Raw genomic sequence first — 24250 nt, forward strand, 5'->3', positions numbered from 1 at the left:
GTGGACTGCATCGTCACGCTCGACGCGGGGACCGGCTCGGGCCGGTGCCTCGTGTTCGACGCCGGCGGCCAGCCGCTGGCGAGCGCGCAGGAGCCGTTCCACTACCGGACGTTCTCCGATCCGGCGCTGCCGCTGGTGCGCGGCTTCGACCTCGATCCGGAGCAGTTCTGGGGCGCGCTGGCGCGCTGCGCCCGCGCCGCCCTGGCGCAGCTGCCGGCCGACGCGCGCGTGCGCGGCGTCGTCGCCACCAGCCAGCGCGAGGGCTGCGTCTTCCTCGACGCCGCCGGCGAGGTGCTCTACGCGGGCCCGAACCTCGACGCGCGCGCCGCCATGGAGGGGCTCGAGCTCCAGCAGCTGATGTCGTCGGAGCGGCTGCACGCGATCACCGGGCACGCACCGCCCTACATCTTCCCGCTGGCGCGCTGGCACTGGTTCAAGAAGCACCACGACGCGGGTCGCGTCGCGTCGCTGCTCATGTTGAACGACTGGATCGCCTGGGAGCTGTGCGGCGCGCGTGTGTGCGAGCATTCGAACGCCGGCGAGTCGATGCTCTACGACGTCACGCGGCGCGCCTGGTCGGACGAGATCCTCACCACGCTCGACGTCCCCGCGGCGATCCTGCCGCCGCTGTGCGAGGCCGGCACCCGCGTGGGCGGCGTCTCCGCGGCGGCCGCCGCGGCGACGGGAATCCCCGCGGGCACGCCGGTGTTCGCGGGCGGCGCCGACACGGAGAGCGCGCTCCTCGGCAGCGGTGCGCACCGGCCGGGTCAGCTCGCCGCGGTGCTCGGTACGACGAGCCCCGTGCAGCTCGTCACCGAGGCGCCGGTCCTCGATCCGGCGGGCACGCTGTGGACGAGCTGCCACGTCGTCCAGGGCCGTTGGGTGCTGGAGAGCAACGCCGGCGACACCGGCAGCGCCTACCGCTGGCTGCTGGGCCTGCTGTTCGGCGGCCACGACGTCGCCGCGCACGCCGCCGCCGAGACGGCCATGGCGCCGTTCGACGGCGGCCCGCGCCCGATGTTCTGCCACCTCGGGCCGGCCGTGTTCGACCTGCGCAACATGAACCCGTTCCAGCCCGCGGGCGTGCTCTTCCGCTTCCCGCTGCTGCACATCGACCGTCCCGACCGCGGCGAGCTGCTGCGCGCCTTCGTCGAGAACGTCGCCTACGCCATCCGCGGCAACGTCGAGCAGATCCTCGCGCTGGCCGGCACGTCGCCCGACGCGGTCCTCGTCAGCGGCGGGCTCACGCAGAGCCCGACCGTGCTGCGCGTCCTCGCCACCACGCTCGCCCGGCCGCTCGCGGTGGCGCGCGTGCCCGAGAGCGCCAGCCTCGGCTGCGCGATCCTCGGCGCCGTCGGCGCGGGCCTGCATCCGTCGATCCCCGATGCGGTCGCCGCGATGACCCGGAGCTTCACCGTCGAGCCCGACGCCGCGCTCGCGGCCGAGTTCGACGCCGGCTACCGGCGCTGGCGCGACCTCTACGCCACGCTGCAGACGTGGTCGCTCGCCTGACGTGCCGGTCCTGGGCCTCCTCTTCGACCTCGACGGCACGCTCGTGGACACCGAGCGGCTGCAATGGACGGCGTATGCGCGCGTCCTCGCCGAGCACGGCGTCGCGATCGACCTCGAGACCTACCGCGGGCGCTTCATCGCCGCCGCCGGCGGGCCCGAGTGGGCGTGCACGACGTACGGCCTCGGGTTCGACGCGGCGACGCTGCGGGCGCGCAAGGCGGTGGTCTATCGACGGCTCATCGCCGACGGCGTGTCGCCGATGCCGGGCGCACGCGAGGCGCTGGCGCGGCTGCACCCCGGGCATCGCCTCGCGGTGGCGACGAACACCGCGCGGGCCGAGGTCGCGGTGATCCTGCGCCACGGCGACCTCGGCGGCCTCCTCGACGCGGTGGTCGCGCGCGAGGACTACCCGGCGCCGAAGCCCGCGCCCGACGCGTACCTCGCGGCCGCCGCTGCGCTCGGCCTCGCGCCGGCCGAGTGCGTCGTCGTCGAGGACACGCCGCGCGGCTTGCAGGCCGGGCGCGCAGCGGGCATGCGCGTCGTGGTGGTACCGAGCGATCTCACGCGCGACCAGGACTACACGGGGGCGAGCGCGCGCCTCGCGCACCTCGACGCGCTGACCCCGGCTCTCCTGGCGTCGCTGCCGGCCGCCTGACGCATGACGGTCGCCGCGCGTCCGATGCTCGAGGTGGAGCACCTCACGAAGCGCTTCGGCGCCGTGCAGGCGGTGAACGACGTCTCGTTCACGGTGCGCGAGGGGGAGATCGTCGGCTTCCTCGGGCCGAACGGCGCCGGCAAGACGACGACGATGCGCGTGCTCGCCGGCATCTTTCCGCCGACGACCGGGCGCGTGCGCATCGCCGGCCACGATCCGCTCGTCGAGCCGCTCGCCTGCCGCCGGCAGGTCGGCTACTTCCCCGAGTTCGCGCCGTACTACCCGGAGCTGACCGTCGAGGGCTATCTCGCCTTCGTCGCGCGGCTCAAGAAGGTGCCGCGCGCGGAGCGCGGCGAGGCCGTCGGCCGCGTGCTCCTCGACTGCGGGCTCGTGGAGATGGCGCGGCGCCGCGTCGGCACGCTCTCGAAGGGCTACCGCCAGCGCGTCGGGCTCGCACAGGCGCTCTGCGGCGACCCGCCGATCCTGATCCTCGACGAGCCGACGATCGGGCTCGATCCCGGGCAGGTGGTCGATATCCGCGACCGCGTGCGGGCGCTGCGCGGGCGGCGCACGGTGCTGTTCTCGAGCCACATCCTCTCGGAGGTCGAGGCGCTCTGCGAGCGCGTCGTCGTCATCGCGCGCGGCCGGCTGGTGGGCGAGGGCACGCCGGCCGAGCTGGCGACGCGGCTCGGCGCCCGCGCGCGCGTCGTCCTGCGCGTCGACGGGCCGCCCGACGCGGTCGCCGCGGCGCTGCGCGCGCTCGCCGGCGTCGAGGTGACGACGCGCGACGGCGCCTTCGTGCTCGACGCCGCGACCGACCTCGACCTCGCGCGGCTCGCCGGCGACGCCGTGCGCGCGGGCGGGTGGAGCGTCCGCGAGCTGCGCCAGGAGGAGCGGGCGCTGGAGGACGTCTTCCTCGAGCTGGTGCGCCCCCGGTGACGGCGATCCTGCGCAAGGAGCTGGCGCTCTACTTCACGTCGCCGCTCTTCTACGCCATCGCGGCGGTGTTCCTCGCGCTCTCGGGGTACTTCTTCTACACCAACCTCGACTTCTTCGTGCGCTTCGGCGGCATGAACCTGCCGCTCGGGCTCTGGCAGCACCAGTTCTACGACATGCGCCAGCTGCTGCTGGCGCTGGTTCCGCTGCTGACGATGCGCCTCTTCGCCGAGGAGCGCCGCCTGGGGACGCTCGAGCTGCTGTGGACGTATCCCGTGCGCGACGTTGCGATCATCCTCGGGAAGTTCCTCGCCTGCTTCGCCGTCCTGGCGTCGATCATCCTCGCCACGGTGGTGCATCCGATCCTGCTCGCGCAGCTCTACCCGGTGGACGCGGGGCCGCTCGTCGCGGGCTACCTCGGCCTCCTCCTGCTGGCGGCCGCGTTCGTGGCCTGCGGCCTTTTCCTCTCCGCGCTGACGGACAGCCAGCTCGTCGCCGGCGCGGCGACCTACGGCGTGCTGCTCTTCTTCTGGATCCTCACCTGGAACGAGGCGGCGATGGGGGAGGGCGCGCTGCGGCTGCTCGTGCCGTTCTCGCTCTTCGACCGCTTCGCGGTGTTCATGCGCGGCGGCGTCGACACGCGCGACCTCGCCTACCTCGTGCTGTTCACGGTGGCGTTCCTCGCGTTCACGTTCTTCGCGCTCGACGCGCGCCGCTGGCGAGGGCTCAAGTGACGGCCTCGCGCAGCGCGCGCGGCTGGTCGCAGCTCGTGCTCGAGGTGGGGCTGCTCCTGGTCGCGCTCGGGCTGATCCAGGTGGTGGCGGAACGCACGAACCGGCGCCTCGATCTCACCGCCGAGCGCCAACTGTCGCTCGCGCCGGCGACGCGCAACCTGCTGGCGCAGGTCGCGGGGCCGCTGCGGATCACCGTCTTCCACCGGCGCGGCTCGCGCGAGGAGTACGCCGGTCTCCTCGGACGGGTCCAGGCCGAGAACCCGAAGGTCACGTACGAGCTCTTCGACCTCGACCGCTACCCCGAGCGCGCGCGCAGCGCGGGCGTGACCCAGTACGGTCGCGCGCTGGTCGAGTACGACGGCCGGCGGCGCGTCGTCCCGGCGCTGCCCGAGGAGCAGCTCGCGGGCGGCATCCTCGGCGTCGTGCGCGGGCAGCGGAAGCGTCTCGCCTTCACGGTCGGCCACGGCGAGCGCACGCCGGGGGGCGGCGAGCGCGGGCTCGGCCGCTTCGTCGCCGCGCTCGACGCCGACGATCTCACCGCCGACGCGGTCTCGCTGCTCGACGGCCCGGTCCCGGAGGGGACCGACGTCGTCGTGGTCGCCGGGCCGGAGCACGACTTCCAGCCGGTCGAGCTGGAGCGCCTCGCCGCCCACCTGCGCGGCGGCGGCGGGCTGCTCCTCCTGCTCGATCCCGCGCCGCTGCCGAACCTGGCCGGGCTGCTCGCCTCCATGGGCATCGGTCTCGGCGACGACGTCGTCGTCGACCGCGAGCGGCGCGTGCTCGGGACCGACGGCATGGCGGCGGTGGTCGAGCAGTTCCGCCGCGGCAATCCGCTGTCGGAGCCCGACGCCAACCCGATCGGCAGCGGCGTCGTCCTCCCGTTCGCGCGCACGGTCGACGTCGTGCGTGAGGTACCGGGCGTCGCCGCCGAAAGCATCGCGCGCACCGGCGAGAGCGCATGGGCGATGGCCGACGCCGGCCGCGCCAGCCGCGGCGAGGAGCCGACCAGGGCCGCGAAGGACGTGCCCGGCCCGCTGTCGGTGATGGTGCTCGCCGAGATCGGGAGCCAGCCCGGGAACGACGCGCGCCGCGGCCGCCTGGCCGTCATCGGCGACGCCGACTTCGCCACCGACGCCTACCTCGACGTCCTCGGCAACAAGGACGTGGCGCTGAACGCGGTGGCCTGGCTCGTCGGCGAGGAGGCGACCGCCGGCGCGCGCGCGGGCACGGTGCCCGAGGTCACGCGACCGCTGTCGCCGCTCGTGCTGACCGACGCGCAGGCGCGGCGTCTCCTCGGCGGCGTCGTGCTCGTGCTGCCCGGCCTCGTCCTCCTGACCGGCGCGGTGGTGGTCGGGCTGCGCCGGCGCTGGGGCTGACGCGTGCGGCGCATGCTCGTGCTGCTGGCGCTGGTGGCGATCGGCGCCGGCCTGGTCGCGGTGATCGAGGCGCCGCCGCGGCGTACCGGCGAGCAGGCGATGCGCGGACCGCGCGTGCTGCGCGTGGCGGCGCACGCGGTGCAGAGCGTCGTGGTCGCGGAGGGCGACCGCACCTTCAGCGCCGAGCGGGGCGGCCGCGGCTGGCGCCTCGACGGCATGCAGGCGACGCCCGCGGCGGCGAGCGCGCTCGACGACCTCGTCACGACGCTCGCGAAGCTGCGTGCCGTCGACGCGTTCACGCCCGGCGAGCCGTCGGACTGGGGCCTCGATCCGCCCCGTGCCACGATCACCGTCGAGACCGGCAAGCGCCGCCGGCGTCTCGACCTGGGCGCCATGACGAGCAGCGGCGGCGCGGTCTACGCACGGCGCCAGGGCGATCGGCGTCTGTTCACGGTCGGCGTCGGCATGCTGTCGGCCGTCGACCGCGTCTTCTACCAGCGCGACCACATGAGCGGCGCCGCGCCGGCGGGGGCAGGCCCCGGGGCACGCGGCCCGGGTCAGCCGCCCGAGATCGGGTAGTCCGGCTCGCCCGCGCAGCGGGCGCAGCGGCAGAGCGCGCGCAGCTCGGTGGTGAGGAGCAGCGTCTCGTGCTCGTCGCTCCAGCAGACGAAGAGGCTCGCGTCGCCGAGGAGCTCGATGGCGCGCGGCTTCTCCTCTGCCGGCGTCGGGGCGACGTCGCCGCCCGCCTCGCAGGCTTCGCACGGACAGGCGCGGCGCAGGGTGCGGTAGGGGTAGATGCTGTCGTGGCCGTCGGCCCAGTCGACACCGAGCGCGTAACGCCCGATCTCCTTCATCGCCTTCACCTGCGTGCGCGCGTCGACCACGTCCCTCCGCTAGCGAACGGTCCGGGCCGCGACAAGCCGGCGCCGGGTCCGGGGCCTGCCGGCAGCCATGAATCGCTCGATTAGGTCGGATGATTGACAGCCGGACCTCGACCGCGGTAGCCCGCGCCCATGACGATCACCGAGCTCGCCGACGCCGACGGCCACGTCATCGAACCGGGCGACCTGTGGGTCGAGCGCATGCCCAAGGACCTGCGGGACATGGCGCCGCGCTACTACCGGGACGAGGGCGGCGTCTTCCACCAGCGCATCTACGGCATCGACATCGCCGATCTCGACGTCATGTACGGCGGCATCCGGCCGAGCGACATGCTCCAGAGCATGGGCCTCGCGTGCGCGATGGGGCAGCCGCTGGCGCGCGTCTTCGCCGAGGGCGAAGAGGAGCGCTTCACGATCCTCGACGCGCCGAGCTGGTCGATCGTCGGCCCCGAGCGCCTCGCCTTCAACACCAGGCACGGGCTCTCGCGCTCCGTCCTCTTCCCGACCTTCATGCTCTCCGGCGGCACCTTCCTGCCGCACATCGCGCCCGCGGTCTGCGAGGTCTACAACGACTGGATCGCGAAAGACTATTGCGCCGGCTCGGGCGGGCGGCTGATTCCCGTCGCGGCGCTGCCGATGACCGACGTCGCCGCGGCGGTCGCCGAGGTGAAGCGCGTCGCCGCGATGGGCGTGCCCGCGGTGTTCATCCGCACGAACCCGGTGAACGGCACGCACTACTCGGATCCCCAGTTCGATCCGATCTGGCAGATCGTCACCGACACCGGCCTTAAGCTCGGCCTGCACCCGCTGCCGATGTGGGACCAGCTCGGGACGTCGCGCGGCTACCGGCTGCCCGACATCATGGCGGCATCGTGTCTCGGCTTCCCGCTCGACATGATCCACACGCTCTACGACATGATGTCGGGCGGCGTGTTCGACCGCTTCCCGAAGATGCCGACGATGGTCCTCGAGGCGGGCGCCGGCTGGATCCCGTCGATGTTCGAGCGCTTCGAGGAGCACCGCGAGATGTTCGGTGCGATCAAGGCGCCGCAGTGGAAGACGCCGCCGATGGAGATATTCCGGCGCCAGATGATGGTCACGGTGGAGGCGTGCGAGGAGACCGACATCAAGATCGCGCTCGACTTCCTGCCCGCCGACCACGTCGCGCTGGCGTCCGACTGGCCGCACTACGACGGCACGCCGGAGCTGGTGTCGGGCTTCACGAAGGTGTGCGACGAGCTCCAGCTCGCGGATCACGACGTCGCCATGCTGGCGCACGGGACGCTCGAGAAGTGGTTCCCCGCCTGAGGCGGCCGGCATGATCTACGGCGTCGCCGCCCACGCCGCCGCGACGCCGGAGCGCACGGCCGTGGTGTGTGGGGCGCGCCGGCTGTCGTACGGCGCCTTCGACGCGCTCGTGAACCGCACGGTGCACGTGCTGGCCGCGCACGGCGTCGGCGCCGGCGGGCGGGTGGCGCTGCTGCTTCCGAACGGGCCCGAGTTCTACGCCGGCACCCACGCGGCGTCGAAGCTCGGCGCGCTCGCGGTGCCGATCAACCACCGCTGGCGGCGCGAGGAGATCGCGCACGTCCTCGCCGACAGCGAGCCGGCGGTGCTGATCGTCGACGCGGCGTTCGCGGACGAGGCCCGCGCGGCGTCGGCGCTGGCGGGGCGGCCGGCACCCGAGCACGTGCTGGTCTCGTCGCCCGACGCCTCGCCCGGCAGCTTCGAGACGTCGTGCGCGGCCATGTCCGACGCGCCGCCGCCCATGGCCGCGGTCGGCGGGTTCAACGTGCTCGTCTACACCTCGGGCACGACCGGCAAGCCGAAGGGCGTCATGCACCCGACGTTCGACCCGAAGCTCGGCTTCGAGTCGCAGAAGCGCATCGTCGAGATGTGGGGATTCACCGCCGCCGACGTCCACCTCGTCGTCGGACCGCTCTACCATACGATGCCGAACGCCGGCGGCGCGCAGCACCTCTTCGTCGGCGCCACCGTCGTCATCATGCCGAAGTTCGACGCCGCCGAGTGCCTGCGGCTGATCGCGACGGAGCGGGTGACGACGTCGTGCATGGTGCCGGCGCACTTCATCCGCATCCTCGAGCTGCCCGAGGCCGAGCGCGCTCGGTACGACCTCTCGAGCGTGCGCAGGATCCTCCACGCCGCCGCGCCGTGTGCGCCGGACGTGAAGCGGCGCATCTTCCGCGTCTTCCCCGACGGCGCGGTATGGGAGTTCTACGGCGCCACCGAGGGGCCGGGCACGATCATCCCGCCCGACGAGTGGCTCCGGAAGCCGGGCAGCGTCGGCCGCCCGTGGCCGGGCGTCGCCGTGAAGGTCCTGGCCGACGACGGACGCGAGTGTCCGCCGGGCGAGGTCGGCACGATCTATCTCTCGACGCTCGGCGGCCGGAAGTTCAGCTACCACAACGCGCCGGAGAAGACGGCGGGCGCGTTCCGCGGCGACTTCTTCACCGTCGGCGACATGGGCTGGCTCGACGCCGACGGCTACCTGTTCATCGCCGATCGCAAGCACGACATGGTCATCACCGGCGGCGTCAACGTCTATCCGGCCGAGATCGAGGCCGCCCTGGTCGCGCATCCCGACGTCGTCGACTGCGCCGTCTTCGGCGTGCCCGACGACCGCTGGGGCGAGTCGCTGAAGGCCGTGGTCGAGCCCCGTCCCGGCAGCGGGCTCGACGCCGACGCGGTACAGGCGTGGTGTCGTGAGCGGCTCGCCGACTACAAGTGCCCGCGCAGCATCGACTTCACGGCCCTTCTGCCGCGCGACCCCAACGGCAAGGTGCTGAAGCGCCAGCTGCGCGAGCCGTACTGGGCGGGCCGCGACCGGCGGGTCTGAGAGCGGTAGGTCTGGGACCGCCGCCGCTCGGCCGTCAGCCGAGCATGATCATGCCGCCGTCGACCACCAGCACCTGCCCGGTCATCATGCTCGAGTCGTCGGAGGCGAGGAACACGGCGGTGCCCGCGAGATCCTCGGGCTGGAGGGGCTTGCGCAGCGCGCTGTACATGACGAGGCCCTGGAGGAGGTAGTCGGGCACGATCTTCTTCGTGGCGTCGGTCATGGTCACGCCCGGGGCGATCGCGTTGACGTTGATACCCCACGGCCCGAGGGCGCCGGCCATGTACTTGGTCAGGCCCGAGACGCCGGCCTTGGCGACGCTGTAGTGGAACGGCGGCATCGGCAGGTCGGGGTCCTCGGTGTCGACCATGCCGACGTTGCCCATGTAGGCCGCGGTCGAGGACTGGTGGATGATCTTGCCCTGCCGCTGGCGCTTCATGATCGGCTCGACGGCGCGGCTCATGAGCCATACGCCGTTCAGGTTCACCGACATGACCTTGTTGAAGTAGGCGAGCGTGTTCTCGGTGCGGTCGAGGTCGTAGTAGATCGCGGCGTTGTTGACGAGGACGTCGATGCGCCCGAACTTCTCGTGCACGGCCTTGGCGCAGGCCAGCGTCGACGCTTCGTCCCCGACGTCGAGCGCGATCGCGAGTGCGTCGCGCCCCTGCGCGCGGCACGCGGCGGCGACCTCTTCGGCGGCCTCGACCCGCAGGTCGGCGACGACGACGGTCGCGCCTTCCTTCGCGAACCGCTCCGCGTAGGACCGGCCGATGCCCTGGGCTGCGCCCGTGATGATCGTGACCTTGCCGTCGAGTCGCATGGTCGCGGCGCGTAACACCGCCGCGCCGCAGGCGTCAACCGCGCCGCGTCACGCGGCGCGCGCACCGATGCGACGCGCGCGTCCCGCACGCGCGGTGGGCCGCTCAGACCCGCTCTTCGCGCATCGCTTCGCGCTCGATCGCGTCTTCGAGGACCTCGAGCGAGATCGTCGTGAAGCCGTCGAGCTGGGGCGGGATGCGCGCGATCGGCCAGTCGATCCGAACCTCGCCCGCGTGCGACGGCGGATGCGGCCGCGGCGGCGGACCGTCCGTGTAGGCCGGATCGACCGCGGGGTCGAGCGGTGCGAGGCGATGAATCGAGCAGTTGGAGATCATGGCCAACGCCCTCCTCGTTCACGTCCGAGACGTCTGGGCGGACGCTACTCCCGTGCGCTGCGGCCGACAAGACGGGTCCGGCGGCGCCTTGACGGCGTGCGGCGCGACCTGCTGAGAGGCTCCCGATGAGCGACGGAGCCGCAACGTGCCGGCGGTGAAGAAGAAGGCCGCGAAGCGGCCCGGGCGCCGGCCCGGACGCCCGGCGGGAGCGACGGGCGACCGCACGCGCGAGCGCGTCCTCGGGGCGGCGGCCGAGACGTTCGCGCGACGCGGCCTCGCGGGCACGTCCGTGCGCGACATCGCGCGCCAGGCCCGCATCCGCGTCTCGACGCTCTACCACTACTTCGCGTCGAAGGAGGCGCTCTACGAGGAGGTGCAGCAGCGCGTGCACGCCCAGGTGCGCGAGATCGTCGTGCAGGCGCTGGGCGAGAGCGGCGACCTGCGCGCGACGACCCGCAAGGCGCTCGGCGATCTCTTCGACCTCTTCGTCGAGAACCGCGCCTACGTGCAGCTCGGCTGCCGTACCATGCTCGAGAGCCCGCCGCGTGCCGCCTCCGACGCTCGCATCGCCGATCGCTGGCTCGGCCTCACCGAGGGACAGCTGAAGCCCGCGGAGCTGCGCGGACAGGTGAAGAACATCGACCCGGTCCTCTTCATGATCACCGTCGACGCGCTGGTCCACTGGCACATCGTCAACGACGGCGTGTACCGCCGCATGCTCGGCAAGGGTCTCGACGATCCCGCCGTCGCGGCGCGCGTGCGCGAGCACGTCATCCAGGTCGCCCTGCGCACGCTCGGGCTCGACTGATGGACGATGCCGGCGCGCGCGAGCGGCTCGTTCGCTTCGTGGCAGAGGCGCTGCCGATCCTCGAGGACGATGCGCGCGTCGTCGGCGTCGCCGCCGGCGGCTCGTTCGCGCAGGGCGGGGTGGACGTGCATTCCGACCTCGATCTCGTCGTCGCCGTCGAGCCGGCTGCGCACGCGGCCGTTCTGGCCGAGGCCCCGGCGCTGGCTGCGCGGCTCGGGCCGCTGCTCGCCGCCTTCACCGGCGAGCACGTCGGCGAGCCGCGGCTCTTGATCTGCCTCTACGGGCCGCCGCTGCTGCACGTCGACCTCAAGTTCGTCGCCCTGCCCGAGCTGGCGGCGCGGGTCGAGGATCCGCTGATCCTCTGGCAGCGGGAGGCGCGCATGCGACGTGCGCTCGACGAGGGCGTCGCGCGCTGGCCGGCGCCCGATCTCCAGTGGATCGAGGACCGCTTCTGGGTCTGGGTGCACTACGTCGCCGGCAAGATCGCCCGCGGCGAGCTGCTCGAGGTGATCGACGGGCTTGCGCTCCTGCGCCGCGTCGCGCTCGGCCCGCTCGTCGCCGTCGCGACCGGGCATCGGCCGCAGGGCGTGCGGCGGCTCGAGTCGCGCGCCGGGGCTTGGCGGCCGGCGCTCGAGGCGACGGTCGCCGGCCACGACCGCGACGCCTGCATCCGCGCGCTGTATGCGTCGATCGCGCTCTACCGCGCCTTGCGGGATGCGTTGGCGTCGGCCGACCTGCGCCGCGGCGAGGCCGCGGAGCGCGAGTCGATCCTGTTTCTCGATGACGTCGCCAGCCAGGACTGACGCGGCTTTTACGGCTTGACACAGGGCGTTGGCGGCCGCACCCTCGATATCGAACAGACGTTCGATTTCGAACGAGGAGGATGCTTCGATGCCGCTCGACATGACGACCCTGCTTCGGCCGTTCTTCTGGCTGGCGGTCGGTGTGCTCGCGCTGGCCCCGGTCGTGATCGCCCTGGCCCGCGACCCGGGTACGCGGCCGACCCGCTGATCGCGCGGCCCGCGTCGGCGGCGTCAGTCGCCGACGTGTCCCGAGCTGGAGGGCAGGGCGCCGCTGCCACCTGCGGTGCTGCGGCCGGCGTCGCCGGCGGGCGAGCGCGAGACGCCGCCGCTCGTCGTCGTGCCCGGCGGGAGCGGCGCACACAACACGCAGTCGCCCACCGGGACGAAGCGTACCGTCTCCGCGACGTCCGCCAGCGGGTTCACCCAGCAGGTTTCGTCGACGCCGCCGAACTGCGGCGGCGTGTGACGGTCCTGGCGCGTCCCTGGAGCTGGACGGCGAAGCCGTCGGGGCAGCGGATGTCGCCCTTCACGACGAAGGGTTGCGACTGGACGGCCATCGATCCTTCGGTCGTGATGATGCGGCGGCGGACCTGGGCGCCGGCGGGAGCGACGATCCCCGCGAGCAGCGCGCAGCCGACGACGCCCGAGACGATCCGTCGTGCGGTCATGAGGACGATCCTCCGGGCGGCGACGTTCGATCAGGCGGGTTCCGCGCGTCAAGATCGCAGGTGCTCCATGCCCAGGGGTGCGGCGGGAGGCCCGCGTCGCCTTGACAGCGCGCGACGGCGTTCGCCATACCTCGGTCGGTCGATCGTACGACCCACGAGGACCGATCCCATGCCACCGTCGAAAGAGCTGATCGGGCGGGAGCTCTCCACGGGCACCGCCACCATCGAGGCCGAGCACGTCGCCGCCTTCGCGAAGGCGCTGGGCGACGACAACCCGGCCTACCGCGGCCCCGGCGCCACCGCGCCGCCCACCTATCCCATCGCGTTCATGGCCCAGGCGATGGCCGGCGGCATGAACACGTTCCTCGAGCTCGGGCTCAACTTCATGACCCTCGTCCACGGCGAGCAGGAGTTCGAGTACCTGCGGCCGCTCGCGGTGGGCGAGACGCTGACCCTCACCGGCCGTATCGGCGACATCTACGAGAAGCAGGGCTCCGGCGGCATCCTCGACTTCATCGTCCTCGAGACCGAAGCCAGGGACGTCGCCGGCGAGCCGGTCTTCTACTCCCGCAACGTCATCATCTCGAAGAGGATGTGAGATGGCGCTCGATCCCAAGACGGTTCAGGTCGGCACCGAGCTGCCGCCCCTCGTGAAGGGGCCGATCACCAGGGAGATGCTGAAGGAGTACGGGCCCGCCGCCGGCGACCCGAACCCGATGCACGTCGACGACGAGTTCGCGAAGAACGCCGGCTACCCGGGCGTGTTCGCGCACGGGATGCTGTCGATGGGCTTCCTCGGCGAGTTCGCGGTGCAGGCCGCCGGGGTCGGCAACGTGAAGAAGCTGCGTGCCCGCTTCGCCAAGCTCACGTGGCCCGGCGACGTCGTCACCTGCAAGGGCACCGTCACCGCGGTGCGCGACGAGAACGGCACGCGCGTGGTCGACTGCGACATCTGGACCGAGACGCAGTCCGGCGAGCGCAAGGTCGTGGGCAGCGCCACGCTGGCGCTCCCGAGGGGCTGAGGCATGCGCGACCCGGCGCGGCTCCGGGACCGCTACGCCATCGCCGGCATCGGCCTCTCGCGCTTCGGCAAGGTGCCGGGCACGAGCGCGATGGGCTTCTGCCTCGAGGCCTCGAAGCGCGCGATCGACGACTGCGGCGTCGCGCGCGACGCCATCGACGGCGTGCTCGTCATGATGCCGGCGCAGATGGGCGAGCAGCACGGCTGGGGCTCGCGCGCCGCGGCGTTCCTCGGCATCACGCCGACGTACTGCGCGACCATGGACATGGGCGGCGCGACGCCCATCGGCATGCTCCAGACCGCGGTCATGGCGATCGAGGCGGGCTTCTGCGAGACGGTGCTCTGCAGCTTCGGCACGCAGACCAACCCGCAGGGCATCATCCCGCAGCTCTTCGGCTCGCCCTGGGCGATCCCGTACGGCGACGTCGGCGCGATCACCTTCATGGCGCACCTGGCGCGTCGCCAGATGCACGACCACGGGATTGCGAGCACCGACTACGGCCACGTCGCCGTGCAGTGGCGCAAGCACGCCCAGGCGAACCCCTACGCCCAGATGCAGAAGCCGATGACGCTCGAGGATCACCAGACCTCGCGCTGGGTGAACGAGCCGCTGCACCTCCTCGACTGCTGCCTGTTCACCGACGGCGGCGGCGCCTTCGTCGTCACCACGGCGGAGCGGGCACGCGACCTGAAGCAGACGCCCGCGCTCGTCGCCGGCGTCGGCCAGGTGCACTCGTCGGAGGTGATCCGGCCGTACGACGACGGCCGCGGCGGCGGCCGCAAGGCGGGCGAGCAGGCCTATCGCATGGCCGGCTGCGGGCCGGGGGACATCAGCGTGGCACAGCTCTACGACGCCTTCACGCCGCGCGTGGTGCACGACCTCGTCCACTACGGCTTCTGCGACTGGGACGAGATCGGCCCGTTGGCCGCCTCGGGCGGCCTCACGGTCGGAGGCAAGCTGCCCTGCAACACCGCCGGCGGGCTCCTCTCCGAAGGACATCTCTCCGGCATGAACCACGTCGCCGAAGCCGTGCGGCAGGTACGCGGCACCTCGACCACGCAGGTTCCCGACGTCTCGTTGTCGCTCGTCACCGGGTACGGCGGGGCACCGCACGAGCCGCCGCCGACGGTGGCGTACACGTGCGCGATCCTGCGACGACCGTGAGCCCGCGATGAGGGACGCGATCCGCCACCGCGACGTCGTCGCCGACGGCATCCGCCTCCACGTCGCCGAGGCCGGTCGCGGGCCGGCCCTCCTGCTGCTCCACGGTCTCAGCGCGTCGCACGCGGTCTGGGAGCACGTGATGCCGGCGTTCGCCGACCGTTGGCGCGTGATCGCGCCCGACCTGCCGGGACACGGCGCCTCGGCCAAGCCGGACGCGCCGTACACGATCGACTTCTTCGCCGGCGTGCTGCGCAGTCTGGCGCGCGTGCTGGACGTCGAGGCGGCCGTCGTCGTCGGCAGCTCGCTCGGCGGCCACGTCGCGCTCGAGCTGGCGGTCGGCTACCCGCGCTTCACGCAGGCGCTCGCGCTCGCCGCGCCGGCTTACGGTTACCCGCCGGCGTACCGCGTCGCCGGCCTGGCGCTCCAGGCGCTCACCCCGCAGCTCCTGCGCGCGACGTTGCCCGAGGCGCTGCGCCAGAGCTTCTACGACCGCGCCCGGCTGCTGCACGCGACGCGCGGCCGCATCCTCACCGAGCGCCTCGTCGCCGACGACTTCCCGCAGTTCGCGCGCGCGGTGGCGCGGGCCCTCACCGGCGTGCTGACTGCGCCGTCGCTCGCGCTCGAGCAGGTGCGCCAGCCCGTGGCGATCGTCTGGGGTCGCCAGGACCGCCTGGTGCCGATGGCGCGCAGCACGCCGCTGCTCACCCGCATCCCGCACGCGACGCTCCACGTGCTGGAGCGCTGCGGCCACCTCCCCATGCTGGAGCAACCGGCGGCCTTCGTCCGCCTGCTCGACGTCTACCTCGGCACGCTCGCTGCGCACGCAGGCCCCGAGCACGGAGCCCCCTGATGTTCCAGATCGACAAGCCCCTGCCCGCGATCACCGAGGACGGCGCCCCCTACTGGGAGCACGCACGGCGCGGCCAGCTTGCGGTCCAGCGCTGCACGGCGTGCGGCCATCTCCGCTTCCCGCCGAGCGTTCTGTGCCCGAAGTGCCTCGCCGAGGAGCACGCCTGGACGCCGCTCTCGGGCCGCGGGACGATCTGGTCGTTCATCGTGGTCCACCGCCCGCAGCACCCGGGCTTCTTCGCGGACGCGCCCTACAACGTCGCCATCGTCGAGCTCGAGGAGGGCATCCGCCTGCACGCGAACGTGGTCGACTGCGCGAACGAGGCTCTGCGCATCGGCCTCCCGGTCGAGGTGACGTTCGCGAAGGTGGACGACGAGGTGACGCTCCCGAAGGTCCGGCCGCGGGCGTAGCGCGGGCGCGGCAACCCGCACCGGGCGCCGCTGATCGCCAGCAAGTCAGATATCGATCTCCTGCGATCGTGCGTCGCGACGCATGAATGGGAGACGCCTGCGGCGCCGCGTGGTCGGCGTCCGCAACTCGGTTTGGTCGTCGGTGCTCGCGCGGGGCGGATTCCCTGGGGCTTTTCCGGGGCACGCATTTCGCAACTCGATCGCGACGAATCGCACGCACGATCGTCCCCCCCGGTCTCGTTGCGGCTCCGCCGCCGACGCGGAGCGCGCAGCGCAGCACCGCGCTGCCTCCATCCTGCACAGCACAATGCTCGTGAGTCGGGCGGTGCGCGCGCCCGATCGGTCCGCGGTTAGTCCCGATGCGGCGGCATCCGTGGCCCGTGCCTTGCACAGCGACGCGACGACGGCGTCGCAGTGGATCAACCCGCACTCCGCCATCCAGAGGAGATGGACATGACGAAGCAGCTCACGAGACTTTTGCAGCGAACCGGACGCGTGGTCACGACCACGTGTCTCCTCGGACTCGTCCTCAACCCGGGACTCTCCTTTGGACAGGAGAACGGGAGCGACGATCCCAGCCCCGGAGGCGGCGAGCAGGTCGTCCAGGACGACTCGCGCGAACCGCGCCCGCCGCGGCCGCCGCGCCCGCCGCGCCCGCCCCGCGATCCCGATCAGACGTTCGAGCTCGGCTCGGCGACGATCCCGGAGATCCAGGCCGCGATGAACTCGAACGGCCTCAGCGCCGTCGAGCTCGTCAGCATGTTCCTGCGCCGCCAGCAGGCCTACAACGTGACGAGCCCGGTCTCGCCGCCGCAGCCGCTCAATGCGATCCTCTACTCGAACGACAACGTGCTCGACGACGCCGCCGAGTCCGACCGCCTGCGCAAGAAGGGCGTCATGCTCGGGACGCTGCACGGCATCCCGTACCTCGTGAAGGGGTCGTTCTCGATCAAGGACTTCTACATGACGGGCGGCCACAACGGCTGGCGGGACCTGACCACGCCGAGCCAGTCGAACGTGATCACGATGCTGAAGCAGGCCGGCGGCCTGTTCATGGGCCAGGCGAACATGGACACCTGGGCCAGCTCGGCGGTCAGCTCGACGTCGCAGATCCGCGGCACGGTTCGCAGCTGCTACCTCACCGGCGCGCTGCCGGGCGGCAGCAGCGGCGGCTCGGGTGTCTCCAGCGGCGCGTATCTCACCCACTTCACCTTCGGCGGTGAAACGGGCGGCTCGATCCGCAACCCCGGCGACCGCAACGGCCTCGTCGCCTACAAGGTGAGCGGCGGCTCGATCACGGTCGACAAGATCATTCCGCTCGCGCCCGAGCGCGACGTGATCGGTCCGATGACGCGCGCCGCGATCGACAACGCCATCGTCCGCGACGTCGTCGGCAAGAAGGATCCGCAGGACATCTGGTCGCCCATCCTGCCGATTCTCGAGGACAAGCGGCCGGTGCCGGAGAAGGGCTTCACGGCCGCGCTCAACGGCGCGACCCTCGCCGGTAAGAAGATCGGCATCATCGGCACCTACGTCGGCATGGCGCACCCGACCCCGTCGCTGCCGGGCTCGACGACGAACACGACCCAGGCCCAGACCACGACGGCGCTCGTGCGCGCGGTGGTCGAGTCGGCGAAGGCGGAGATGGAGGCGCTCGGCGCGACCGTCAACTACGTCTTCATGCCGCCTCCGGTCAGCACGACCTACAACCGCGGCGCGGGTGCGCCGGTCACCCAGCTCCTCAACTCCCCGCACAGCACGAACGTCGCGGCGTACTCCTACCGCGAGCTGATCAAGACGATCGTGCCCGCCCCGGGCGACACCTACCAGACGCTGGCGCCGAAGGTCATCGCGCGCGCGGCGCTGGTGAGCAGCATCAGCGCGGCGGTGCGCAACGCAATGTACACGCTCGATTCGTCGACGGGCCTCTACAGCGACGGTCCGGCGATCCCCTTCGGCTCGCCAGTGGGCGTCGAGCACTACACCGCACGCGGCCAGCAGAAGAACGCGTTCGAGACCTGGATGGACGACGAGGGTCTCGACGCGGTCGTGTGGCCGATGTGGCCGAACAAGACGGCGACCGGCGGCACCATCATCGGCCGTGACCTCGTGAACTTCATGTTCCTGCCCGCGGTCACGGTGCCGATGGGCGTCCTCGAGTACAGCACGACGAATCCGGCCAACAAGGAGCCGCTCACGATGAACGTCACGGGCCGCCTCTTCGACGACCCGAAGGTTCTCTCCATCGCCTACGCCTACGAGCAGGGCACGCGGCACCGCTACGATCCGCCGCTCGCGCCGGCGCTCGAGGGCGAGGTGTTCGACTGGAAGCTCCGCCGCCTCAAGAAGTGGGCCGTGGCGGACGACATCCCGCCCGCACTGTCGGTCGGCAAGAACGCCAAGATCCAGAAGGGCATCGTCTCCTTCTTCGGTGCCGTCAGCGACAAGAGCGGCATCGAAAAGGTCGACGTGAGCGTCGGCGGCATGCTGCTGTCGGCGACGGTGAAGGGCAAGGACTGGACGGCCGTCCTGTCGGCCCAGGACTCGGCGACGATGCTCTCGAGCGGCACCAGCTCGATCGAGGTTCTGGCCATGGCCACCGACCTGGCCGGCAACATGGCATCGGCGTCCAGGATCGTGAAGGTCGACTGATTCGGACCGGCTCGGGGGGGAATCACACAATGAGCAACAAGAAGATCATCGGGTTCGCAGCAGCAGCGGGGGTCGCCGTCATCGCGGGCGGTCTCCTCCTTCTCTCCGAGCCGGCCCAGCAGTCGAAGACACCGGCGGGAGCCGTGGCCGAGCAGACGGCCACGGCTCCCGCCACCCCGGACGGCGTCGCGTCGTCCGGGGCGGAGGACGGCGGTCTCCCCGACCAGGCGGAGTTCCGTCGCAAGATGGCGCGGGCCATGCGCATCCACGACGCCGCCGAGCGCGAAGCGGTGATCGCGGCCCTGCTGGACGAATGGCTCCAGCTCGACCCGGGCGCGATCCGCAAGTACCTCATGGCCCTAGAAGTGAACGGGGAGCTCGACAAGCTCGACGTGCTCGCCGGCGCGTTCGCGAAGGCGCTCGGCAACCTGCCGCCGAGCGTGGTCGCCTCGCCGGCGGTGCGCGATCTCGTCACGCGCTTCGCCACCATGCTCGCGCGCCAGGATCCCGAAACGGCGCTCGAGCTGGCCACCACGTTCCTCGAAGACGACAATCAGGCGTCGACGCTCGTGCAGGTCGCGCGCACGCTCGCCGAGCGCGATCCGATGCAGGGGCTGCGTCTCGCCGAGCAGATCACCTCGCCGTTCCGCCGCCAGCAGGCGCTCGCCTGGGTCGCGGGCATCTGGGCGAAGTCGGATCCGACCGCCGCCGTGGCGTGGGCCTCCGGCCTGAAGGAGCCGACCGAGCAGGCGATGGCGCTCAACGCCGCCCTGTCGGCGATGGCGCAGACCGACCCCGAGAGCGCCGCGGCGCAGCTCGTGCTCGCCGAGCGGACGCTCCAGGAGGAGCACACCATCCGGCGCAACCAGACGATGGCCGAGCTGGGGATCAGCGAGGCGGATCTCCTGAACGCGCCCGAGACGGCCGAGGACGGTGGCCACGAGGTCGTCGGGCCGAAGAGCCCCGAGGCCGAGCTGCTCGCCGAGGCCGCGCGTCTCACCGCCATGCGCCTCGCGGCCGAGCAGGCGACGGCGGCCATCGCCTTCGCCGAGTCGATCGAGAACGACTTCGTGCGCCAGGCGGCCGTGCGGGGTGCGCTCGCCGGCTGGAGCCGCGTCGATCCCGCGGCCGCCGCGGAGTACGCCGTCAACTACCAGACCGGCAACGCGGACATGATCGCCACCGTCTACGACGTCTGGGCCAGCTCCGCTCCGGCCGCCGCAGCCGCGGCGGCGCTGACGATCGGCGATCCGATGCTGCGCGCTGCCGCGATCCAGACGGTGGCGGCGACGTGGTCGATAGACGAGCCCCGCCGGGCCGCGCTCTGGCTCGATCAGCTGCCGGAGACGGAGCGCAGCGATGCGGCGCTCTTCGCCGTCGTGGCGAACCTCGCCCCGGAGAATCCGGTGGCGGCATTCCAGCGCGCCCAGGCGATCCAGGATCCGCAGCTCCAGTACCGCGGGCTGAAGGCGGCGTTCACCGAGCTCGTGATCCGGCAGCCCGCAGTGGCGCGCGATCTGCTCGCGTCGTCGAGCTTCACCGGCAACACCGCCGAGCGCCTCCAGGAGATCCTGGCGGCGACCGAGAAGGGGTGACGGCTGCGCGGCGGGGCTGCTAGCCCCGCCGCGCTTTCGCCCGCGCCGCCGCGAAGCGTTCCGCGAGGGCGCGCGCGGCGTCGTCGAGCGGGGGGCCGAGCTGCTCCCAGCTCTGCGCGAGACGCTCCGCCTCCTGACTCGCGTCGGCGCGGATCGCCTCGGTGCCGCGGCCGGTGGCGATCGTGTTGGTCGCGAGCCGATCGCGCAGCGCCGCCGCCATCTCGGCCAGCGACGCCGCGGCCTTCGGCGCGGGGTCGGCCGAAGGCACGAGCTTCTCCATCCGCTGGCACAGCTTCTCGCGCCGCGCGTACGTGGCCGCGGGATCGAGACGGCTGCCGCGGAGGCCCTCGGGGGCCGCGCCGAAGAGGCGCTCGCAGGCGGCGTGCAGCCGCTCGCGCAGCGGCCGGACGTCCTTGCCGGTGCCCAGGTCGAGCCGCTGCCACTCGCCCCAGACCTCGTCGACGGCCGTCCGCACGCCGTCCGCCGCCGGCGGGCTGTCGCCGCCGAGCGCCTCGGCGACGGCGTCGAGCCGTGCGCACAGCGCCTGACCCTTGGCCAGCTCCTCCTCGTGCTCGAGCTCGTCGCGGCGCTTGCGGCGGTCGAAGAAACGGTTGCAGGCGGCGCGGAAGCGCTGCCACAGCGCCTCCTCCTGCGCCCGCGGCGCGGGACCGAGCTGCTTCCAGTCGGCCTGGAGCTTCTTCACCACGGCGGTGGTCGCGTCCCAGTCCTTCGAGTCGGCGAGCGCCTCGGCGCGCTCGCAGAGTGCGGTCTTGCGCTCGGCGTTGCCGCCGCGCACGGCGTCGACGCGCGCGAAGTGCTCCTTGCGCTGCGCGAAGAAGCGGTCGCAGGGCTCGTGGAACTCCTGCCAGAGCGCGCGCGCGTGCTTGCCCGGCACCGGACCGATCGCCTTCCACTCCGCCTGGAGCCGGCGGACGAGCTCGCTCGTCTCGTTCCAGCTCGTCGATTCGGCCACCCCCGCCAGCTGCTCGACGAGGGCGCGCTTGCGGGCGAGGTTCTCGGTCATCCAGGCGTCGCAGCGGCGGCGCAGCTCGTTGCGCGCGGTGCGGAAGCGCTCCCAGAGCGGCCGGGACTTCTCGGGCGTCGCGGTCGCGACCTGCGCCCACTCGTCTTGGAGGCGGCCGAGCTGCCGAACGCCCTCGGCCAGGTCGTTCGCCTCGAGCAGCGCTTCGACGCGCTGGATGATCTCCTCCTGCGCAGTGGCGTTCGCCCAGCGGCGCCACTCCTCGGTCTCCGTGTCCTGCCGCAGGCGTTGCCCGAGGCGGTCGCGGGCCTGCGTCAGCCGCGCGATCCAGGCGGCCCGCACCTCGCCCGGGGGCAGCGGGCCGGGCTCGGCGATCGCCGTGTCGGCGAGACCGAGCTCGCGGCGTCCCGTCGTGGGCTTCACCGCTTCGGCCGCGGCCAGCTCCTCGAGCCGGGCGTGCAGCGCCGTCAGCCGCACCAGGTTGTCCTGCTGGGCGGCGGTGCGCTCCGCGTCGGTTTGCTGCCGGTGCTCGCCGACGCGCTCCTTCGCGGCCGCGAAGCGGCGCTCGAGCTCGGCGACGGCGTCGCCGGCCGGCTCGGCGCCGCGCGCCGCCGTCCACCGCTCCTCGAGGTCGTTCCACCGTTTCGGGCGTGGCGGAGGCAGCGATCCGGCGAGCGACTCGGCCTCGCGCACGAGCGGCAGCAGCCGCTCGTGCGACGCCGCCCCCGCCAGGCGGTCGCGGTCGCGCGCGACGCAGGCGTCGCAGGCCTCGCGGAACCGCCGCGTGTACGCCTCGTGCTCCGCCGGCGGCACGGGGTCGAGCCTGGCCCACGTCTCGCGTGCCCGGGCGAGCGCGGCGAGCGCGTCGGGACCCTCGAGGGCGGCGACCTGCGCGCACAGCGCCTCGCGGGCCCGGCGCGCCTCGTCGAGCGCGAGACGCGCGCGGTGGGCCGCCGCCTCGCGCGGGTCGACCACGCCGGCGATCTCGGCCGGACGGCCCGGCGCCGCGACGTCGCCCTCGTCGTCGAGCGGCGGGGCATCGGGCAGCAAGGCCCGGGCCCGCTCGCGCGCGGCCTTGGGCGCGGCCCGGTTGGCGGCGACGGCACGGAGCGCGTCGGGGTCGCCCAGGCGCTCGACGGCCCGCACGGCGAGCTCGGCCGGCAGGTCCCCGACGGCGAGGCCGCGCAGGATCGCGACCTCGCCGATGCGCTCGAGCGCCGCGCGGCGGAGCGCGGCGTCGGTGGCCTGGCGCACGACGTCGCGCAGGACGCGGTCGCTCGTCACACGGGCGAGCGCCGCCTCGCGGATCGCCGCATGCGCCGCGCCCGCCGCCACCGCGCCGAGGCTGCGCTCGTCGGTAAGCCGTGCGAGCGCCGCCGCGCAACGCTCGGCCGGCGCGTCCGATGCGGCTTCGGCGACGAGGAGGCCGCGCAGGCGATCGGCCGCGAGCGCGCGCAGGCTCTCGTCGGCGTCGCGCTCGGCCACCCGGGCGAGGACCTCGGGGTCGGCGAGCTTCTCGATCGCCACCCGGCGGACGCGGGCGTCGGGATCCTCCCCGGCGATGGTGGCGAGACGCTCGGCCTCGTCGTCGCCCATGGCGCGCACGGCGCCAGCGCGGACGACGGGGTCGGAGTGGCGCCACGGCGGGCGGAGCCGGTCGAGGAGGTCCATGGTCCGCCGGCTTCTCTAGCCCGTCGCGGCGGCGGCGTCACGCGCCGCGCGGGCTACAGGGCGACGTCGCGGCCTTCGAGCAGGGCCAGGAACGTGGTGGTCCACCAGCGGATGTCGCGCTGCGCCACCCGGCGCGACAGCCCGCGCATGCGACGGCGTCGCTCGCTGGCCCCCATGTGCACCGCCTCTTCGATGGCGCGGCCGATGGCCTCGGGCTCGTAGGGGTTCACCAGGAGGGCCTCGCGCATCTCCTTCGCCGCCCCGGCGAACTCGGACAGGACCAGGATCCCCTCCCGATCCTCGTGGCAGGCGACGTACTCCTTCGCGACCAGGTTCATCCCGTCGCGCAGCGGCGTCACCAGCGCGACGTCGGCTGCGAGGTACCAGGCCGCGAGCTGCTCGTGGTCGAAGCCGATGTAGTGGTAGGCGAGCGGCGAGCGGCCCTCGAAGGTGAACCGCCCGATGATGCGGCCGACGGTCTCGTCGATCTCGCGCTTCATCTCGCGATACTGGGGGACGCGAAAGCGCGACGGCACCGTGATCTGCGCCAGGCAGACCCGACGGCGCCACTTCGGCTGGCGCTCGAGGAAACGTTCGAAGCCGAGCAGGCGCTCGACGATGCCCTTCGTGTAGTCGAGGCGGTCGACGCCCATCATCACCACCTCGGCCCCGAGCGTGGAGCGCAGGCGGTCGGCGTGCGCGATCACGTCGGGCTCGCGGACCTGCGCGGCGAAGCGGTACGCGTCGATGCCGATGCCGAGCGCCACCACGCGCACCGTGCGCTCCGGCGTGCGCACCACGGTGCCGTGTACGGGCAGGTCGAGGAACTGGCGCACGCAGGCGAGGAAGTTGTCGACGTCGTCCTCGGTCTGCAGCCCGATCACGTCGGAGCCGAGCAGCCCCTGGAGGAGCGCGTCGCGCCACTGGCAGATGCCGAAGACCGCGGGCGGCGGGAACGGGATGTGCCAGAACATCCCCACGCGGAGGGGCACCGGACCGCTGCGCAGCATTCCCGGCACGAGGCAGAGGTGGAAGTCGTTCACCCACACCTGGTCGTCGCGCTGTGCGACGGCGAGCACGCCCTGCGCGAAGCGGTCGTTGGCGTGGCGGTACGCGGTCCAGAAGGCGGGGTTGAACACGCAGCGCGTGGGGAACATGTGGCAGAGCGGCCACAGCACCTGGTTCGCGAAGCCGGCGTAGTAGTTGTCGAGCTCGCGCTCCTTCAGATGGATGGCGCGCACGGGGTAGGGCAGCTCGGTGCGCGCGGGCGGCAGCAGGCCGTCCTCGACCGGGCCGACCCAGGCGATCCAGGTGCCGGGCCGGCTGCGGAGCGCGTCGTCGAGCGCCGTGGCGAGACCGCCGACGGTACGCTTCGCGCGCAGCGTCCCACCTTCCCGCACGAGCTCGACCGGCGCACGGTTGGACACCACCAGCAGCCGGCTCACGCACGGACCGTGCAGGAGCACGGCGCCGGCGTCAATACGGCTTGCGGCCCGCACGATCCTCCGCAACATCTTGCT

At 72.8% G+C, this 24250-nt stretch carries 24 protein-coding genes; 17 read left to right on the forward strand and 7 right to left on the reverse strand.

Annotated elements, in window-relative coordinates; all coding sequences use genetic code 11:
- The 6 genes from KIT14_06130 to KIT14_06155 are packed head-to-tail and all read left to right on the forward strand — an operon-like array spanning window position 1 to window position 5792.
- Complete coding sequence (locus KIT14_06130) at window positions 1-1512, forward strand: FGGY-family carbohydrate kinase (GenBank protein ID MCW5890114.1); 1512 nt, start codon at window positions 1-3, stop codon at window positions 1510-1512.
- A gap of 1 nt (window position 1513) precedes the next feature.
- The gene (locus tag KIT14_06135) at window positions 1514-2167 is read left to right on the forward strand and encodes an HAD family phosphatase (GenBank protein MCW5890115.1); all 654 of its coding nucleotides are present in this window, start codon (window positions 1514-1516) and stop codon (window positions 2165-2167) included.
- Window positions 2168-2191: 24 nt separating this feature from the next.
- Window positions 2192-3106, forward strand: coding sequence for an ABC transporter ATP-binding protein (locus KIT14_06140; protein MCW5890116.1), 915 nt, complete (start codon window positions 2192-2194; stop codon window positions 3104-3106).
- Window positions 3103-3837: an ABC transporter permease subunit gene (locus tag KIT14_06145; protein MCW5890117.1), complete on the forward strand. Its 735-nt coding sequence runs from the start codon at window positions 3103-3105 to the stop codon at window positions 3835-3837. The genes KIT14_06140 and KIT14_06145 overlap by 4 nt, the downstream gene beginning before the upstream one ends.
- Complete coding sequence (locus KIT14_06150) at window positions 3834-5213, forward strand: GldG family protein (protein ID MCW5890118.1); 1380 nt, start codon at window positions 3834-3836, stop codon at window positions 5211-5213. The genes KIT14_06145 and KIT14_06150 overlap by 4 nt, the downstream gene beginning before the upstream one ends.
- 3 nt (window positions 5214-5216) lie before the next feature.
- Window positions 5217-5792 carry a DUF4340 domain-containing protein gene (locus KIT14_06155; protein MCW5890119.1) on the forward strand — a complete coding sequence of 192 codons (576 nt, stop codon included), beginning with the start codon at window positions 5217-5219 and terminating at the stop codon, window positions 5790-5792.
- Here the strand turns inward: KIT14_06155 and KIT14_06160 are convergent.
- A complete protein-coding gene (locus KIT14_06160; GenBank protein ID MCW5890120.1) occupies window positions 5771-6097 on the reverse strand; it encodes a DUF971 domain-containing protein in 327 nt (108 codons plus the stop codon). The genes KIT14_06155 and KIT14_06160 overlap by 22 nt on opposite strands.
- A gap of 129 nt (window positions 6098-6226) precedes the next feature.
- Here KIT14_06160 and KIT14_06165 point away from each other — a divergent pair, with 129 nt between their 5' ends.
- Window positions 6227-7402 carry an amidohydrolase family protein gene (locus KIT14_06165; protein MCW5890121.1) on the forward strand — a complete coding sequence of 392 codons (1176 nt, stop codon included), beginning with the start codon at window positions 6227-6229 and terminating at the stop codon, window positions 7400-7402.
- A gap of 10 nt (window positions 7403-7412) precedes the next feature.
- Entirely contained in the window at window positions 7413-8951 is a 1539-nt protein-coding gene (locus KIT14_06170) for an AMP-binding protein (GenBank protein MCW5890122.1), read from the forward strand.
- Window positions 8952-8985: 34 nt separating this feature from the next.
- Here the strand turns inward: KIT14_06170 and KIT14_06175 are convergent, their stop codons facing one another.
- Window positions 8986-9771 (reverse strand): SDR family oxidoreductase, encoded by a 786-nt coding sequence (locus KIT14_06175; protein ID MCW5890123.1) that lies wholly within the window; start codon window positions 9769-9771, stop codon window positions 8986-8988.
- 103 nt (window positions 9772-9874) lie between these two features.
- Complete coding sequence (locus tag KIT14_06180; protein MCW5890124.1) at window positions 9875-10105, reverse strand: hypothetical protein; 231 nt, start codon at window positions 10103-10105, stop codon at window positions 9875-9877.
- 145 nt (window positions 10106-10250) lie between these two features.
- Here KIT14_06180 and KIT14_06185 point away from each other — a divergent pair, with 145 nt between their 5' ends.
- Together KIT14_06185 and KIT14_06190 are read left to right on the forward strand one after the other, a co-directional pair.
- Complete coding sequence (locus KIT14_06185) at window positions 10251-10913, forward strand: TetR/AcrR family transcriptional regulator (GenBank protein ID MCW5890125.1); 663 nt, start codon at window positions 10251-10253, stop codon at window positions 10911-10913.
- Window positions 10913-11716: an oxalate:formate antiporter gene (locus KIT14_06190; protein ID MCW5890126.1), complete on the forward strand. Its 804-nt coding sequence runs from the start codon at window positions 10913-10915 to the stop codon at window positions 11714-11716. The genes KIT14_06185 and KIT14_06190 overlap by 1 nt, the downstream gene beginning before the upstream one ends.
- A 231-nt stretch (window positions 11717-11947) precedes the next feature.
- Here KIT14_06190 and KIT14_06195 read toward each other — a convergent pair whose 3' ends face one another.
- Both KIT14_06195 and KIT14_06200 read right to left on the reverse strand, forming a co-directional pair.
- Window positions 11948-12139: a hypothetical protein gene (locus KIT14_06195; protein MCW5890127.1), complete on the reverse strand. Its 192-nt coding sequence runs from the start codon at window positions 12137-12139 to the stop codon at window positions 11948-11950.
- A complete protein-coding gene (locus KIT14_06200) occupies window positions 12136-12384 on the reverse strand; it encodes a hypothetical protein (protein ID MCW5890128.1) in 249 nt (82 codons plus the stop codon). The genes KIT14_06195 and KIT14_06200 overlap by 4 nt, the downstream gene beginning before the upstream one ends.
- A 169-nt stretch (window positions 12385-12553) precedes the next feature.
- Here KIT14_06200 and KIT14_06205 point away from each other — a divergent pair, with 169 nt between their 5' ends.
- From KIT14_06205 to KIT14_06235, 7 genes are all read left to right on the forward strand, one after another.
- Entirely contained in the window at window positions 12554-12982 is a 429-nt protein-coding gene (locus KIT14_06205; GenBank protein MCW5890129.1) for a MaoC family dehydratase N-terminal domain-containing protein, read from the forward strand.
- A gap of 1 nt (window position 12983) precedes the next feature.
- Window positions 12984-13406, forward strand: a complete 423-nt coding sequence (locus tag KIT14_06210) for a MaoC family dehydratase N-terminal domain-containing protein (protein ID MCW5890130.1) — start codon at window positions 12984-12986, stop codon at window positions 13404-13406.
- A gap of 3 nt (window positions 13407-13409) precedes the next feature.
- Window positions 13410-14570 (forward strand): thiolase family protein, encoded by a 1161-nt coding sequence (locus tag KIT14_06215; protein ID MCW5890131.1) that lies wholly within the window; start codon window positions 13410-13412, stop codon window positions 14568-14570.
- A 7-nt stretch (window positions 14571-14577) separates the two neighbouring features.
- Window positions 14578-15420, forward strand: a complete 843-nt coding sequence (locus tag KIT14_06220) for an alpha/beta fold hydrolase (GenBank protein MCW5890132.1) — start codon at window positions 14578-14580, stop codon at window positions 15418-15420.
- The gene (locus tag KIT14_06225) at window positions 15420-15830 is read left to right on the forward strand and encodes a Zn-ribbon domain-containing OB-fold protein (GenBank protein MCW5890133.1); all 411 of its coding nucleotides are present in this window, start codon (window positions 15420-15422) and stop codon (window positions 15828-15830) included. Before KIT14_06220 ends, KIT14_06225 begins: the two co-directional genes overlap by 1 nt.
- A 453-nt stretch (window positions 15831-16283) precedes the next feature.
- Window positions 16284-18482 (forward strand): hypothetical protein, encoded by a 2199-nt coding sequence (locus KIT14_06230; protein ID MCW5890134.1) that lies wholly within the window; start codon window positions 16284-16286, stop codon window positions 18480-18482.
- Between the two features lie 29 nt (window positions 18483-18511).
- Complete coding sequence (locus tag KIT14_06235) at window positions 18512-20077, forward strand: hypothetical protein (protein ID MCW5890135.1); 1566 nt, start codon at window positions 18512-18514, stop codon at window positions 20075-20077.
- 19 nt (window positions 20078-20096) lie between these two features.
- Here the strand turns inward: KIT14_06235 and KIT14_06240 are convergent, their stop codons facing one another.
- Both KIT14_06240 and KIT14_06245 read right to left on the reverse strand, forming a co-directional pair.
- Window positions 20097-22730, reverse strand: coding sequence for a DUF349 domain-containing protein (locus KIT14_06240; GenBank protein MCW5890136.1), 2634 nt, complete (start codon window positions 22728-22730; stop codon window positions 20097-20099).
- A 53-nt stretch (window positions 22731-22783) separates the two neighbouring features.
- Entirely contained in the window at window positions 22784-24244 is a 1461-nt protein-coding gene (locus KIT14_06245) for a trehalose-6-phosphate synthase (protein ID MCW5890137.1), read from the reverse strand.
- Window positions 24245-24250: the final 6 nt, after the last annotated feature.

Source organism: bacterium (genome assembly GCA_026129405.1).
Taxonomy (GTDB): Bacteria; Desulfobacterota; Binatia; order DP-6; family DP-6; genus JAHCID01.

Coding starts and splice junctions, on each gene's coding strand:
- KIT14_06140 (MCW5890116.1), top strand. CDS start 2,192: ATGCTCGAGGTGGAGCACCTCACGAAGCGCTTCGGCGCCGTGCAGGCG.
- KIT14_06165 (MCW5890121.1), top strand. CDS start 6,227: ATGACGATCACCGAGCTCGCCGACGCCGACGGCCACGTCATCGAACCG.
- KIT14_06170 (MCW5890122.1), top strand. CDS start 7,413: ATGATCTACGGCGTCGCCGCCCACGCCGCCGCGACGCCGGAGCGCACG.
- KIT14_06175 (MCW5890123.1), bottom strand. CDS start 9,771: ATGCGACTCGACGGCAAGGTCACGATCATCACGGGCGCAGCCCAGGGC.
- KIT14_06180 (MCW5890124.1), bottom strand. CDS start 10,105: ATGATCTCCAACTGCTCGATTCATCGCCTCGCACCGCTCGACCCCGCG.
- KIT14_06190 (MCW5890126.1), top strand. CDS start 10,913: ATGGACGATGCCGGCGCGCGCGAGCGGCTCGTTCGCTTCGTGGCAGAG.
- KIT14_06200 (MCW5890128.1), bottom strand. CDS start 12,384: ATGACCGCACGACGGATCGTCTCGGGCGTCGTCGGCTGCGCGCTGCTC.
- KIT14_06205 (MCW5890129.1), top strand. CDS start 12,554: ATGCCACCGTCGAAAGAGCTGATCGGGCGGGAGCTCTCCACGGGCACC.
- KIT14_06210 (MCW5890130.1), top strand. CDS start 12,984: ATGGCGCTCGATCCCAAGACGGTTCAGGTCGGCACCGAGCTGCCGCCC.
- KIT14_06215 (MCW5890131.1), top strand. CDS start 13,410: ATGCGCGACCCGGCGCGGCTCCGGGACCGCTACGCCATCGCCGGCATC.
- KIT14_06220 (MCW5890132.1), top strand. CDS start 14,578: ATGAGGGACGCGATCCGCCACCGCGACGTCGTCGCCGACGGCATCCGC.
- KIT14_06225 (MCW5890133.1), top strand. CDS start 15,420: ATGTTCCAGATCGACAAGCCCCTGCCCGCGATCACCGAGGACGGCGCC.
- KIT14_06230 (MCW5890134.1), top strand. CDS start 16,284: ATGACGAAGCAGCTCACGAGACTTTTGCAGCGAACCGGACGCGTGGTC.
- KIT14_06235 (MCW5890135.1), top strand. CDS start 18,512: ATGAGCAACAAGAAGATCATCGGGTTCGCAGCAGCAGCGGGGGTCGCC.
- KIT14_06240 (MCW5890136.1), bottom strand. CDS start 22,730: ATGGACCTCCTCGACCGGCTCCGCCCGCCGTGGCGCCACTCCGACCCC.
- KIT14_06245 (MCW5890137.1), bottom strand. CDS start 24,244: ATGTTGCGGAGGATCGTGCGGGCCGCAAGCCGTATTGACGCCGGCGCC.